Origin of the sequence: Vibrio iocasae (genome assembly GCF_042245395.1) — a bacterium.
GTDB lineage: Bacteria > Pseudomonadota > Gammaproteobacteria > Enterobacterales > Vibrionaceae > Vibrio > Vibrio iocasae.
Genome location: NZ_CP145311.1, coordinates 2,559,934 through 2,574,023, shown reverse-complemented (window position 1 = coordinate 2,574,023; position 14,090 = coordinate 2,559,934). Strand labels below are relative to the sequence as shown.

Annotated in this window: 9 protein-coding genes and 2 pseudogenes; 10 read left to right on the top strand and 1 reads right to left on the bottom strand. The window is 44.6% G+C overall.

Going from position 1 to position 14,090, the window contains the following annotated elements; translation table 11 throughout:
• The first annotated feature begins 150 nt into the window (after positions 1 to 150).
• The 10 genes and pseudogenes from SNR28_RS21460 (at position 151) to purF (ending at position 13,085) form a co-directional block, all read left to right on the top strand.
• Positions 151 to 1,281, top strand: coding sequence for a 4-phosphoerythronate dehydrogenase (locus SNR28_RS21460; protein WP_375750762.1), 1,131 nt, complete (start codon positions 151 to 153; stop codon positions 1,279 to 1,281).
• Between the two features lie 3 nt (positions 1,282 to 1,284).
• Entirely contained in the window at positions 1,285 to 2,298 is a 1,014-nt protein-coding gene (locus SNR28_RS21455; protein WP_375750761.1) for an aspartate-semialdehyde dehydrogenase, read from the top strand.
• Between the two features lie 220 nt (positions 2,299 to 2,518).
• A complete protein-coding gene (locus tag SNR28_RS21450) occupies positions 2,519 to 7,042 on the top strand; it encodes a FimV/HubP family polar landmark protein (RefSeq protein WP_375750759.1) in 4,524 nt (1,507 codons plus the stop codon).
• A gap of 83 nt (positions 7,043 to 7,125) precedes the next feature.
• Entirely contained in the window at positions 7,126 to 7,923 is a 798-nt protein-coding gene (truA, locus tag SNR28_RS21445; RefSeq protein ID WP_375750758.1) for a tRNA pseudouridine(38-40) synthase TruA, read from the top strand.
• A gap of 223 nt (positions 7,924 to 8,146) precedes the next feature.
• Positions 8,147 to 9,115: an acetyl-CoA carboxylase, carboxyltransferase subunit beta gene (gene accD / locus SNR28_RS21440; protein WP_375750757.1), complete on the top strand. Its 969-nt coding sequence runs from the start codon at positions 8,147 to 8,149 to the stop codon at positions 9,113 to 9,115.
• Positions 9,116 to 9,154: 39 nt separating this feature from the next.
• The gene (gene folC / locus SNR28_RS21435; RefSeq protein WP_375750755.1) at positions 9,155 to 10,429 is read left to right on the top strand and encodes a bifunctional tetrahydrofolate synthase/dihydrofolate synthase; all 1,275 of its coding nucleotides are present in this window, start codon (positions 9,155 to 9,157) and stop codon (positions 10,427 to 10,429) included.
• A pseudogene (locus tag SNR28_RS21430) lies at positions 10,419 to 10,605 on the top strand (cell division protein DedD); the annotation flags it as partial. The gene folC and the pseudogene SNR28_RS21430, both read left to right, overlap by 11 nt.
• 89 nt (positions 10,606 to 10,694) lie before the next feature.
• Positions 10,695 to 10,982: pseudogene (locus tag SNR28_RS21425) on the top strand (SPOR domain-containing protein); the annotation flags it as partial.
• A gap of 62 nt (positions 10,983 to 11,044) precedes the next feature.
• Positions 11,045 to 11,536, top strand: a complete 492-nt coding sequence (locus SNR28_RS21420) for a CvpA family protein (protein ID WP_375750753.1) — start codon at positions 11,045 to 11,047, stop codon at positions 11,534 to 11,536.
• 34 nt (positions 11,537 to 11,570) lie between these two features.
• A complete protein-coding gene (gene purF / locus SNR28_RS21415) occupies positions 11,571 to 13,085 on the top strand; it encodes an amidophosphoribosyltransferase (RefSeq protein ID WP_375750752.1) in 1,515 nt (504 codons plus the stop codon).
• An 86-nt stretch (positions 13,086 to 13,171) separates the two neighbouring features.
• Here the strand turns inward: purF and SNR28_RS21410 are convergent, their stop codons facing one another.
• Entirely contained in the window at positions 13,172 to 14,053 is an 882-nt protein-coding gene (locus SNR28_RS21410; protein WP_375750751.1) for a LysR family transcriptional regulator, read from the bottom strand.
• Between the last annotated feature and the right edge of the window lie 37 nt (positions 14,054 to 14,090).

Sequence of the window (14,090 nt, the reverse complement as noted above, 5' to 3'; positions counted from 1 at the left end):
AACAGACGCAACCATATTCCTATGAGAGCGGAATATGACCTTTTGTTCTGGATCTTGCCCGGTTGAGCAATCAGCCGGGCATTTTTATATGGCGAACTTGCCCACTTTGCTGCACAATTCTCGACATCTCTTCAAATTATAAGTATCTACATGAAAATTCTTATTGATGAGGCCATGCCCTACGCGGTAGACCTTTTTTCTCAGCTTGGGGAAGTCACAACGAAACCTGGCCGACAAATTACACCGGAAGATCTAATCGACGTTGATGCGTTGATGATTCGCTCAGTGACAAAAGTAAACGAATTTTTGCTTACTCAAGCGAATAAGCTCAAGTTTGTTGGTACTGCAACAGCGGGAATGGACCACGTTAACCAGCAACTGTTGAAAGAGCGCGGTATCTTTTTTACGGCAGCTCCGGGTTGTAACAAGGTTGGGGTAGCAGAGTATGTCATCAGCGTCCTTATGGTTCTGGCTCAGCAACAGGGGTTTTCTGTTTTCGATAAGACGGTAGGTATTATTGGTGCAGGGCAAGTAGGTAGCTATCTTTCTGAATGTCTGAACGGTATCGGTATCAAAGTACTACTGAATGATCCGCCAAAGCAGGCTGAAGGCGATAAGCGAGAATTTGTTGAGCTGGAGTACCTTCTGGAACAATCGGATGTCATTACTCTGCATACTCCGATAACTAAGGATGGTGAATACCCCACTCATCACCTGCTTGATGAAGCCAGATTAGAAAAGCTTAGAGCAGATCAGATTCTGATTAATGCAGCAAGAGGCCCGGTCGTTGATAATCAGGCTCTTAAGAAACGCTTACTTCAACAGGATGGATTCAGCGCGTCATTAGATGTGTTTGAATATGAGCCTACAGTTGATATGGAGCTTCTGCCTCTGTTAGACTTCGCGACCCCCCACGTTGCGGGCTACGGCCTTGAGGGGAAAGCGCGTGGGACGACAATGATTTTCAACTTTTTTTGTGAGTTCTTGAAAAGAGAAGAAAGAGCCAGTGCAGCCGCGTTGCTGCCGACAGCTCCAATTCCACAGGTTAAGTTAGATAGAGAGTGGACTGAATCGACTCTGCAAAATCTTATCCAGTTGATTTACGATGTACGCCATGATGACGCTATATTCCGTCGAAAAATCGGTCCAGAAGGTGCGTTTGATGAAATGCGTAAAAACTACTGGGACAGAAGAGAGTACAGTGCAATAACGCTGACAGGGGATAAGAGCTGTAACTTATCACCTTTAAGTGAGTTAGGTTTTCAAATTGAGGTTAATTAAGTTATGAGCCAGGAATTCAATATCGCAGTATTTGGCGCAACAGGCGCTGTTGGCGAAACCATGATTGAAGTACTACAGGAAAGAAAGTTTCCTGTAGGTGAAATTTTCCTGCTTGCAAGCGAGCGAAGCGAAGGGAAAACCTATCGATTTAACGGTAAGACGGTCAAAGTTCAGAATGTAGAGGACTTCGACTGGTCTCAGTGCCATATCGCACTGTTCTCTGCAGGTGGTGAGCTGTCTGAAAAGTGGGCTCCAATTGCGGCAGATGAAGGTGTTGTTGTTATCGATAACACATCACAGTTCCGTTATGAGTATGACATTCCACTCGTTGTGCCAGAAGTAAACCCTGAAGCCGTAGCAGAGTTTCGTAACCGCAATATTATTGCCAACCCGAACTGCTCAACGATTCAGATGCTGGCGGCTCTGAAACCTATTTATGACGCTGTAGGTATCGAGCGTATCAACGTTTCTACATATCAATCAGTATCTGGTGCAGGTAAATCAGGTATCGATGAACTTGCCGGTCAGACTGCAAAACTATTGAATGGTCGTCCAGCAGAGCCAGAGAAGTTTAGCCAGCAAATTGCTTTTAACTGTATCCCTCAGATCGATCAGTTCATGGATAACGGTTATACCAAAGAAGAGATGAAGATGGTCTGGGAAACCCAGAAAATCTTTAATGATGCTGCCATTGCTGTTAACCCGACTTGTGTTCGAGTCCCTGTCTTTTATGGTCACGCAGAATCTCTTCATATTGAAACCAGCTCCCCAATCGATGCAGAACAGGCAGCTCAACTTCTAGAGCAAACCGAAGGTGTGGAAGTTTTCTATGGCGAAGATTTCCCGACGCAAGTTCGTGATGCAGGCGGTAAAGATACCGTAATGGTTGGCCGAATCAGAAACGATATTAGCCATCATAGCGGTATCAACATGTGGGTTGTTGCGGATAACGTTCGTAAAGGTGCTGCGACCAATGCGGTACAAATTGCCGAAGTACTTATCCGAGATTACTTCTAAGTGGTACTAGCTCAGTTCTGATTAGCTACAAGTAATGTATATAGAAGCTCCTACTAAAGGAGCTTCTTTTTTATCCAAACCTGTGAAACTTAGTACAAAATTCAAATAAAACCCCCGTCAAGGCACATTTTTTCTGCCTTCCGCTATAGTTTTATCGTATTGATCCGATATATTTAGCAGATCTGTATTTATTTTTAGAAAGCACATAGCCGAGTCTTATATGCACCATTTTCTAAAGCGTCTCGTAACGCCTTTAGCGCTTTTATTATCATCTCAAATTTCGTTGGTTGATGCGGAAACAATCCGTCTTGTTGGGCCAGATGGAAATATCCAGTCTGCTCCCCAGTTCTCTCAGCCACTCGGCCAGCGTTCATCAACATCGAATACAGAAAGCCGATTATATGGACCAACTCGTGCAGACGAAACTTTGTGGTCTATTGCAACTCAATTAAGACCCTCAAATAGCGTTTCAATTCAGCAAACATTATTGGCCATTTATCAGATCAACCCTCAGGCATTTGATAATCAGAATATTCACGAGCTTATTCCGGGTAGCCGCCTGCGTGTTCCATCTCTCGCTCAGGTTCAGGCAGAAAGCACTGAAGAAGCAAGACGAGTACTGGAACAGCATCAAAGAAAACTGCAACCTGCTCAAACAACCCCTACACCACCTGCGATTACTAAGCCAGCGGAACCAACAGCTCCGGTTGTTGAGCCTGTAAAACCCGCAGTGACTCAACCTGCAACAACCGAAACAGTGCCGCCAGAAATGAAAACAGCGGAGAAAGAAGTTGTCGTTGAAAGTGGACAGGTTAAAACATTAAAGAACCAGCTAAGTGCCTCGGAAGGTGAGCTGGTTGCTCTGGAAGAGAAAAACCACAAACTCAGACTGATGCTTTCTGATCTTCAAGGTGAAGTTGGCGTTCTAAAAGATGAGCTTGGTGATGAGAGCCGTATTCGTGAAGAAGTCGAAAAACTACTAGCTGACGAAAGGCTTAAACAAGCAGAAATGAAAGCACTTGAACCTAGTGCACTTGATAAGCTGCTTGCAAACAAGATGCTGGTCGGTGTGCTTGCGTTAATTCCAGGCTTGCTGCTGGTACTTATTATTGTACTACTTGTCACAAGACGTAAGTCAACTGACGAAGTAGAAGAGAGTGTTCAGGAAGATTCTAACGTTATTAATTTAGTCGATGATGACGATGACGAAATCAACCTGGATGACAATATTGAAGATGATCTTGCGATAGAAGACGACCTGTTCGGTGAGGATTCTGATGACAACATCTTTGATATTGAAGATGAGTCAGGTGAAGAAGAGTCTTCCGATGACATCTTTGCGAACCTTGACGACAGTGATCTGGACTTCAATCTGGATGACGGTGACAGCGAAGACCCATTCGCTAGCATCGATGACAATGGTGACCTGGACTCGGTCGATACAGATCTGGATGGATTAGATGAAAGTGCTAACGGTATTGCTGTTAACGGTGATGACAAAGCGCTAAGTCTGGAAGAGATGGAAAGAGCACTGGATGAGGAACCAACGGACTCTTCAGATGATTCCTCTTTAGGTGACTTCGATCTATCAGATGAAGACGAGATTTCTCAGGATGATCTGAATGAGCTTCTTGCAACAGATGACCCGGAAGAGGCCCTTGACGGTGACTCGCTAGATCAATCAATGCTTGATGACCTGTTTAATAACGCGTCAACAGAAGAGAGTGGCGCTGATGAGTCTGATCTGGACTTTGACTCTCTGTTAAGCGATGGAGAGCTTGATACGTCAGATTTCGAGTTGTCTGATGATGAAGAGGTAAGCGCAGAACCGGTATTGACTGACGACAGTGATATTGATGATTTACTGGCAGAGTTTGAACCTAAGGCAGAATCAGAGCCAGAAGAGGTATCTGGACCTGCAATACCTGAATCAGATACAACGGTAGAATCCACAGACGATATCGATGATTTACTCTCAGAGTTTGGTGGAACCGACAATCTGGAAGAGAGTAGTACGGATCTGCTTGATGAACTGATCGATGCTGATGATGAAGAATTACCTCAGGTAAGCGAGGACAGCACTGAACTGCTAGATGACCTGTTTGACACAGAGGAAGACAGTGCAGTCGAAATAGACAGTGACAGTACAGAGCTTCTTGATGAGTTACTGGACGAAGTCGCTGAACCGGAAGATGCATTTAACTTAGATACAGACAGCACCGATTTGCTGGATGAGCTTATCGAAGATGACGATTTCACAACTTCTGACGAAGAAGAAATCCGCTTAGATGAAGATAGTACTGAGCTACTTGATGAGTTAATTACCGACGATGATTTCTCTACGTCTGAACTGGATGATATCAATCTGGATGAAGACAGTACGGAGTTGCTTGACGATCTGATTTCAGATGACGAGTTTACCGACCCTGAATTAGATGAAAGCGCTCTGGTAGATGAAGAGTCAGATATCTTAGATGAACTGATTACTCTGGATGAAACGGAAGAATTCGAGTCTCTGGAAGACGAGTTCGAAGCTCTGGAACAAGAGCCTGCGCTAGATGAAGAGGCAGCACAGGAAGAAGAACCAGCATTAGAAATTGAGTCATCTCCAGAAGAGACGCTTCTTGAACCATCTGAGTTGAGTGAGTTAAGTGTCGATGATGATATCCCAGATGTGTTGCTTGATGGCACAAGTGAGTTCGACGCACCAGAAGTAACAGAAAGCGAAGAGAGCTTGTCGGGTAGTGCAGAGGCATCTGAACCTGTATCTACTCCTGCTGAACATGACCAAGTTATTGAGGACTGGCAGGAGCAAGCTTATGCCAGTGATCAGGTAGCGGAATCTATTGAGGACGAGTTCGAATTTAACCCTCAAATTGAAGGTTCGGAATATGTTGACGAGCTCGAAGAGCACGAACAATCTGTAGAGCCAGAGCCAGAGCCAGAGCCAGAGCCAGAGCCAGAGCCAGAGCCAGAGCCAGAGCCAGAGCCAGAGCCAGAGCCAGAGCCAGAGCCAGCTAACGAATTTGGTGTTCCTCAGGATGATGACTGGCTGGTTGACGAACCAGTAGAATCAGAGCTTCCGGAAACTCCAGAGTTCGAAGAGCCAGCAGCTTTAGATGAGTTCGACTATGAAGAACCAGCGTCAGAAGAAGTAACCCCTGAGGTTGCGGATGTTGAAGAGTCGCAAGAGCCAGAAACTGATGAGCTTCTTGAAATCAGCGATGAAGAGCTGGGTGAGTTCGATGAACAGGCGGCTTTGGATGAGTTCAACTTTGAAGAACCAGCGTCAGAAGAAGTAACCCCTGAGGTTGCGAATGTAGAGGAATCACTAGAGCCAGAAACTGATGCGCTTCTTGAAATCAGTGATGAAGATCTGGGTGAGTTTGATGAACAAGCGGCTTTGGATGAGTTCAACTTTGAAGAACCAGTATCAGAAGAAGTAACTCCTGAGGTTGCGGATGTCGAAGAACCGCAAGAGCTAGAAATTGACGAGCTTCTTGAAATCAGCGATGAAGATCTGGGTGAGTTCGATGAACAAGCGGCTTTGGATGAGTTCAACTTTGAGGAGCCAGTCTCAGAAGAAGTAACCCCTGAAGTTGCGGATGTCGAAGAACCGCAAGAGCCAGAAATTGACGAGCTTCTTGAAATCAATGATGAAGACCTGGGTGAGTTCGATGAACAGGCTGCTTTGGACGCGTTTGATTTCAAAGAGCCCGCATCAGAAGAAGTAACCCCTGAGGTTGTGGATGTCGAAGAGTCGCAAGAGCCAGAAACTGATGAGCTTGTTGAAATCAGCGATGAAGACCTGGGTGAGTTCGATGAACAAGCTGCTTTGGACGCGTTTGATTTCGAAGAGCCAGTATCAGAAGAAGTAACCCCTGAGGTTACGGATGTCGAAGAGTCGCAAAAACCAGAAATTGATGAGCTTGTTGAAATTAGCGATGAAGAACTGGGTGAGTTCGATGAACAAGCGGCTTTGGATGAGTTCAACTTTGAAGAACCAGTATCAGAAGAAGTAACCCCTGAAGTTGCGGATGTCGAAGAACCGCAAGAGCCCGAAATAGACGAAATCGAAGAGCTATCTCAGCCAGAAACGGATGATGAGCTTCCACAGAGCGAGCTCAATACTATAGATGAATCGGCACACTTAGCTGAGTTGCTGGATGAAGCTGAAACTCAGCAGTCTGCCCCTATTGCAGAGCAAAATCTGGATACCGAAACCATTGATAGCGCTGGTATGGATATCGGCACTATGCTTGAGATGGGTGAGGATTGGGATGGATTTAATCTGTCTGAAGACAAGCAGTTATCCTCGCCAGAAGAGATTCCAGAAGACCAGTTCGATGTATGGAATACTGAAGCTGAGCAAGCGAGTGTTTCTGATGAGGATTGGGGCGACCAGGATGAGTTGCATAGTTCGGGCGAGAATGATGCTCAACAGTTCATGAGTGTAGAAGAACTGATGGCACAGGTTTCAGAAGGTGATGAGGTCGATCCAGAGGAAGAAGAGCTGAATCTGGATGTTGGACTAAATGAATTCCCTGATGTTATCGGTGAAATTGAACAATTCGATGTAGATAGTGATTCTGAAGGGGCAGGTAAACTGGACCTTGCAAAAATTTATATCGAAATGAACGATGTAGAAGGTGCGATAAAGTTACTGGAAGAAGCTATCGTGTATGGAGAAGATGACACTCGCCGGGAGGCGAAGGAGCTTATCGATAAGCTAACTAACGGGTAACAATGAGTATCATGAAGAGCGGCTTTTTAGTCGCTCTTTTTTCTTATATACTCACCTGCTTTTAATTCTCGGGAAACATAGATATGCGGATAGCGCTTGGCATCGAATATGATGGTACCAATTATTCTGGTTGGCAAAGACAAAGCCATGCGAATAGCGTACAAGGTGAACTTGAAAAGGCGCTGTCAGTTGTCGCTAACAAACCAGTAGAGGTGCAATGTGCAGGCAGAACCGATGCTGGTGTCCATGGTACAGGACAAGTTGTTCATTTTGATACAGATGTCATCAGAAAGCCTGTTGCATGGACGATGGGTGTCAATGCCAATATGCCTAAGGATATCGCTGTTCGTTGGGCTAAAGAGGTCCCTGACGAGTTTCACGCCCGTTTTACCGCTACAGCTCGTCGCTATCGCTATATCATCTATAATCACTCCCTAAGGCCGGGAATTCACTTTTCGGGTATCAGCCATTACCACAACGCTTTGGATGCAGAAAAAATGCACATAGCGGGGCAGTACCTCCTGGGAGAGAATGATTTTACTTCGTTCCGGGCAGCCCATTGTCAGTCCCGAAGCCCATGGCGAAACATCATGCATCTGAATGTCTCCCGACATGGGAACTACATTGTGGTGGATATTAAAGCCAATGCTTTCGTTCATCACATGGTAAGAAATATTGTGGGTAGCCTGATTGTTGTCGGGCAAGGTGATCAAAAACCTGAGTGGATTAAGTGGTTGCTTGATAGTAAAAATCGCTCTTTAGCAGGCGCAACTGGCAAGGCAGAGGGTCTATATTTGGTTGATGTTGATTATCCTGAAGAGTATCAATTACCGCGTATGCCGATCGGACCATTATTTTTGCCTGATAATTTGAACTTATAAGAACTAGTGGTCTCAAAGGTTTGTAATATTATTGTCTAATTTCGTACTTAGCCGAACATATACTTAAACTTTTGTTAGCTTAGTTTAAATTTCAGGTGATTTAGATATAGGTACAACCAGTTTTTAGTCCACAGAACGTATAATCTGTGGTTTAATCTTTCGGCTTAAACTGAATAACATCTCCTACGCAATGTGCGGGGGAGAAATAGAAAAAAGGTCTTCCATGAGCTGGCTTGAAAAAATATTAACCAAAAGCAGTATTGTAAGTTCTCGCAAAGCGTCGATCCCAGAAGGGGTTTGGACGAAGTGTACTTCTTGTGAGCAAGTGCTATATCACGCTGAACTAGAGCGTAATTTGGAAGTTTGTCCTAAGTGTGGACACCATATGCGAATGAAAGCTCGTCGTCGTTTAGAAGCTTTCCTAGATGAAAACAATCGTGTGGAACTGGCAAATGATCTGGAACCACAAGATAAACTGAAGTTTAAAGACTCAAAACGCTATAAAGAGCGTATTGCATCTGCCCAGAAAAACAGTGGTGAGAAAGATGCCCTTGTTGTAATGCAGGGTGAGCTAATGGGCATGCCAATCGTCGCTTGTGCATTCGAGTTCTCATTTATGGGTGGCTCAATGGGTTCTGTTGTAGGTGCTCGCTTTGTAAAAGCGGTTGAAGCTGCTATGGAAAACAACTGTGGTTTGGTTTGTTTCTCTGCAAGTGGTGGTGCCCGTATGCAGGAAGCATTAATGTCCCTAATGCAAATGGCGAAAACCAGTGCTGCGCTTGAGCGTCTTTCTGAAAAAGGTTTGCCTTTTGTATCAGTAATGACAGACCCTACGATGGGTGGTGTATCAGCGAGTCTGGCAATGCTGGGTGATATCAATATTGGTGAGCCAAACGCTCTAATTGGTTTCGCTGGTCGTCGTGTTATTGAACAGACAGTACGTGAAGACCTTCCTGAAGGTTTCCAGCGTAGTGAGTTCCTGCTAGACCACGGTGCGATTGATATGATCGTTGACCGTCGCGAAATGCGACAGCGTGTGGCAAGTATGGTTGCTAAAATGACTAACCAGCCATCACCGCTTGTTGTTTCTGTTGATGACGCTCCAGTAGCAGAAGTAAAAACTGCCGAACCTGAAGCAGAATCAGAAGATGGTTATAAAGTACCAGTCGCGCAGGACAAGGAAAAAGAGTAAAGTATTCATTAACAACCAATTCAATACAGATTTGCGTTAATGAGTAATATCAATATTCCTCAAGCCACATCGTCATTACCGATGTGGCTTGATTATTTAGAAAATATCCACACCAGTGCAATTGACCTCGGTCTGGACCGAGTAGAAGTCGTTGCCGACAAAGCCAATCTACGAAAGCCTGCTCAAACTATCATTACCGTTGCCGGTACCAATGGGAAAGGTTCAACCTGCGCCATCATGGAAGCCATACTGCTCGATGCTGGTTACAAGGTCGGTGTTTACAGTTCTCCACACCTAATCCGCTACAACGAAAGAGTTCGTATTAACGGGCATGCGTTAGCTGACCAGCGTCACTCTCAGGCATTTGCTTTTATTGAACAGCAGCGTGGCGATACCAGCCTTAGTTTTTTTGAGTTCGGAACGCTTTCTGCGCTTAAGTTGTTTCAGGAAGAGCAGGTCGATGTGATATTGCTTGAAGTTGGATTGGGTGGTCGTCTGGATGCAACAAACATCGTTCATCATGATGTATCTGTTATTACTAGCCTGGCTGTCGATCATGTTGATTGGCTGGGGGATGACATAGAAGTTATCGGCTACGAAAAAGCAGGTATTTTCAGAGGTGACAAGCCAGCGATATGTGGACAACCAGACGCTCCGTCATCGGTTGCGGCACATGCTGATGATATCGGTGCCAAGTTGTATCAAGTTGGCTATCAGTTCCGTTATCAGGAAAACAAAGATACCTGGGATTGGTATTGTGGTGCATTTGATATGCAAGCGCTGCCTAAACCTTCACTGCCACTTCCTAATGCAGCAACAGCTCTGACAGCGCTTGGTGTTTCTGGGTTGGAAATCACCGATGTAAATGTCGTTAATGGGCTAAAAAATGCCAAGTTAGCGGGGCGAATGCAAAGGGTATCTGGCGCACCAACCATTATCCTCGATGTTGCCCATAATCCTCATTCTGCAGAGTATCTTGTGACTCAGTTGCAGAAGCAATATCCGGGTAAGAAAATACATTGTGTTTTAGGCATGCTAAAAGACAAGGATATTGAAGCGACAATTGCAGTGCTTGAGAAAAGCGTAATTGATTGGTATTTAGGGTCGCTAGAAGGCCCTAGAGCGGCTACCGCAGAAGAGTTGTCACAACATACATCATCCAGAGCGAAAACGTACGGTTCTCCTACATTGGCGTTTAAAGAGGCACTAGTCTCTGCTGAAAAAGATGATGTGCTCATTGTGGCGGGCTCGTTCTATACCGTGGCAGAAATTCTGGTTTACTTAGAGTTACAAAGGAGTTCCAGTGGCAAGTAGGTTCCAAAGTCGCTTAGTCGGTACGATAGTTTTGGTGGCGATAGGTGTTATCGTATTGCCAGATGTTCTCGATGGAGAGAAGCAGCACTATAAAGAAGAGTTTGCGGCTATACCGATCAAACCAGAGATTGAAAATAGTGGTGAAACGTTTGAAGTGCTTGAACCTGTAGAGGTTGAGGCTGAATCACCGGTTTTTGCAGAGGTGACAATCGACGAACAGGAAGATCCTCAACAGAATACACCTAAACCAAAAGAGCCCAACCAGGACATAGTCCAGGTTACCGAAAAAGAAGTGCCTGCCAAGAACGAGTATCAGGACAGCGCCTGGATTATTCAGCTAATGGCGTTAAAAAACGCAGCGAATGCTGAAACCCTGGTCAAAGATTTACAAAAGCGTGGATATCGCGCATTCACAAAAAATGAAAATGGTTTTACGCGAGTTATTGTTGGCCCTGATGTTTCCAAGGTGAAACTTGAGAGGCAGATAAAAGAGCTGCAAAAAATTACTGGCTCGAAAGGGCAATTGCAAAAATTTAAACCACTAAATCCTTAAGAAAACGTTTGCGTCGCGCGATTTTCTGTTAAAATGCGCGCCAACTTTAAGATGTACATAAAATGAATTGGATAGATTTCGTCATATTAGGGGTGATAGGACTTTCAGCTCTTATCAGTTTGATTCGCGGTTTTGTGAAAGAAGCTTTGTCACTAGTTATTTGGGCAAGTGCTATATTTATCTCAAATCAGTATTACGAGAAGTTAGCTGTTTATTTCACAAAAATTGATGACGACCTGTTTCGGAAGGGAGCGGCAGTACTGGTTCTAATGATATCCACACTGATTGTGGGTGCCGTTTTGAACTATGTAATTGCGCAACTGGTGCAGAAAACCGGACTTTCCGGTACTGACCGAATACTGGGAATTGTCTTTGGTGCTCTCAGGGGTGTCCTGATAGTGGCCGCAGCGCTCTTTTTTGTCGATGTTTTCACTGCTATTCCAAGTTCAGATTGGTGGCGGGAATCAACGCTTATTCCAGAGTTCAGCAGAATAATAGAACCGTTTTTTGAACACTTAAAGGAAACATCAAGCTTTTTAACTAACACGATTTAATCGTGTTAGCGTTCTTAGAATCGAGGATTTAGACATGTGTGGTATTGTTGGAATCGTGGGCACATCGCCAGTAAACCAGTCAATTTATGACGCTTTGACTGTGTTGCAGCACCGTGGCCAAGATGCCGCGGGTATTGTTACCATAGATAGCAATCGTTTTCGTCTTAGAAAGGCAAACGGTCTTGTAAAAGATGTATTTGAAGCAAAACACATGCAACGTCTGCAAGGTACCGTAGGTATTGGTCATGTTCGATACCCTACAGCAGGTAGCTCAAGTGCCTCGGAAGCACAGCCGTTTTATGTAAACTCTCCATTTGGTATTACTCTGGCGCACAACGGCAACTTAACGAACGCTGCTGAAATCAGAGAAAAGCTGTTTGAAAAAGACCGTCGTCACGTTAATACAACGTCAGATTCTGAAGTACTCCTTAACGTACTTGCACACGAAATTGATACCGTAAAAGGTAATGTGACATCAGAAGATGTGTTCAGAGCGGTGACCAATGTTCATAGAACCATTCGTGGTGCTTACGCTGTGTCAGCAATGATTATCGGCCACGGCATGATCGCATTTCGTGACCCTCACGGCATTCGACCTCTATGTCTGGGTAAACGTCAGATTAATGGTAAGTTTGAGTACATGGTTGCGTCAGAATCTGTTGCTCTTGATGCTGTTGGTTTCGACTTTGTTCGCGATGTAGCGCCTGGCGAAGCTGTGTATGTGACTTTCGATGGTGAACTATTCACTAAACAGTGTGCTGACAACCCTCAGGTTAATCCATGTATTTTTGAATACGTTTATTTCGCACGTCCTGACTCTTTTATCGATAAGATATCGGTTTACAGTGCACGTGTAGAAATGGGTAAGAAGCTTGGTGACAAGATCAAGAATGAATGGTCGAATCTGGATGTGGACGTCGTTATTCCTATTCCTGAAACCTCGAACGATATCGCTCTGCAAATCGCTCAAAAGTTAGATCTTCCATACCGCCAGGGATTTGTGAAAAACCGTTATGTTGGCCGTACCTTTATTATGCCAGGTCAGCAGCAGCGTAAGAAATCTGTAAGACGCAAGCTCAACGCAATTCGTTCAGAATTTAAAGGTAAGAATGTGCTGCTGGTGGACGATTCTATTGTGCGCGGTACGACTTCTGAGCAAATCATTGAAATGGCTCGTGATGCTGGTGCTAAGAAAGTGTACATGGTGTCTGCGGCGCCGGAAATTCGTTTCCCTAACGTATACGGTATCGACATGCCCACTGCAAACGAGCTTATTGCACATGGTCGTGATGCCGATGAAATCGCTAAGATTATTGGTGCGGATGCACTGATTTATCAGAGCCTTGAAGATCTGGTTGCAGCGGTTGGAGAGGGTAACAAAGATATTACTCAGTTTGAGACTTCGGTATTCAATGGCGAATACGTTACCGGTGATATCGATCAGAGCTATCTGGATTTTCTTGATAAACTGCGTAACGATGACGCGAAGCTTCAGAAAGATATCCAGCAAGACTTAGCAAGTCTGGAGTTGTATAACGAAGGCGCTTAACACACTAATCAGTGTTGTACGAATCAAAGAAAGGCTTGGTTGCGAAACCAAGCCTTTCTTAATTTGTGAGTGGTAACGTCTGTGAACTACTTTTGCTTGTAGTACTGAGTTACGTAATCAATAAGTAAACGAACTTTTTCTGGTTGATGGTCCTTATGGTTATACACCATATAAATATCTCTTGGGTTTGCGCTCCAGTCGTCCAGAACTCTCACCAGTGACCCGCGTTCGAAGTACTCTTGTAACATGATGTCTGGCATTAGAGTTACACCGAGCCCGCTTGCCGCTGTTCTTCGGATTACGTTTAGCTCATTCGCTTCAAATCGACCTTTATCTGTATTGATGACCGTATCACCTTTGGAGTTAGTAAGTTGCCACTTCAACAGTGGGTCACCCTTAAGTAACGCGTGATGTGACAAATCTTCAGCATGCTCTAATGGATAAGTAGCCTGATTTATGTAATCTGGGCTCGCAACAAGGATATCTTTTACTTCACTGATTTTACGGGCGATCAGACTGGAGTCTCTTTGAGGACCAACACGGAACATCACGTCCCATTCAGTTGGATCAATCTCTTCGGCCTGATTGCTCATGTACAACTCTATGTTGATGTCCGGATACTCTGCCATGAACAGGTTGAACATAGGCAAGATTAAGCGTTTGGTCAGGTTAGAGGGGGCACACACTTTTACCTTACCCGCAGCGCCTTTACAGTCATCAGCGATCTCTTCCGTTGTAGATGAAAGTCTTTTCAGAAGCGGGGAGCACTCCTGATAAAAACGTTCTCCGGCCTCAGTCAGAGTTAACTTTCTAGCGTGTCTATTAAGGAGTCTGAGATCGAGCGCATCTTCCAGTGCTTGGATACGTCGGGTGATTGTCGCTACCGGAATTAAAGTCTTTCTAGATGTGGCTGTATAACTACCATTTTCCACAACAAGTCGGAAAAGGTTCAAATCGTCAAATTTCATTAGAATATTTACATCTTTATTTTAGTCCAGACAATGT

What these genes read in the sequence shown, in the direction of transcription:
- SNR28_RS21460 (WP_375750762.1), top strand. Translation starts at nt 151, where the DNA reads ATGAAAATTCTTATTGATGAGGCCATGCCCTACGCGGTAGACCTTTTT.
- SNR28_RS21455 (WP_375750761.1), top strand. Translation starts at nt 1,285, where the DNA reads ATGAGCCAGGAATTCAATATCGCAGTATTTGGCGCAACAGGCGCTGTT.
- SNR28_RS21450 (WP_375750759.1), top strand. Translation starts at nt 2,519, where the DNA reads ATGCACCATTTTCTAAAGCGTCTCGTAACGCCTTTAGCGCTTTTATTA.
- truA (WP_375750758.1), top strand. Translation starts at nt 7,126, where the DNA reads ATGCGGATAGCGCTTGGCATCGAATATGATGGTACCAATTATTCTGGT.
- accD (WP_375750757.1), top strand. Translation starts at nt 8,147, where the DNA reads ATGAGCTGGCTTGAAAAAATATTAACCAAAAGCAGTATTGTAAGTTCT.
- folC (WP_375750755.1), top strand. Translation starts at nt 9,155, where the DNA reads ATGAGTAATATCAATATTCCTCAAGCCACATCGTCATTACCGATGTGG.
- SNR28_RS21420 (WP_375750753.1), top strand. Translation starts at nt 11,045, where the DNA reads ATGAATTGGATAGATTTCGTCATATTAGGGGTGATAGGACTTTCAGCT.
- purF (WP_375750752.1), top strand. Translation starts at nt 11,571, where the DNA reads ATGTGTGGTATTGTTGGAATCGTGGGCACATCGCCAGTAAACCAGTCA.
- SNR28_RS21410 (WP_375750751.1), bottom strand. Translation starts at nt 14,053, where the DNA reads ATGAAATTTGACGATTTGAACCTTTTCCGACTTGTTGTGGAAAATGGT.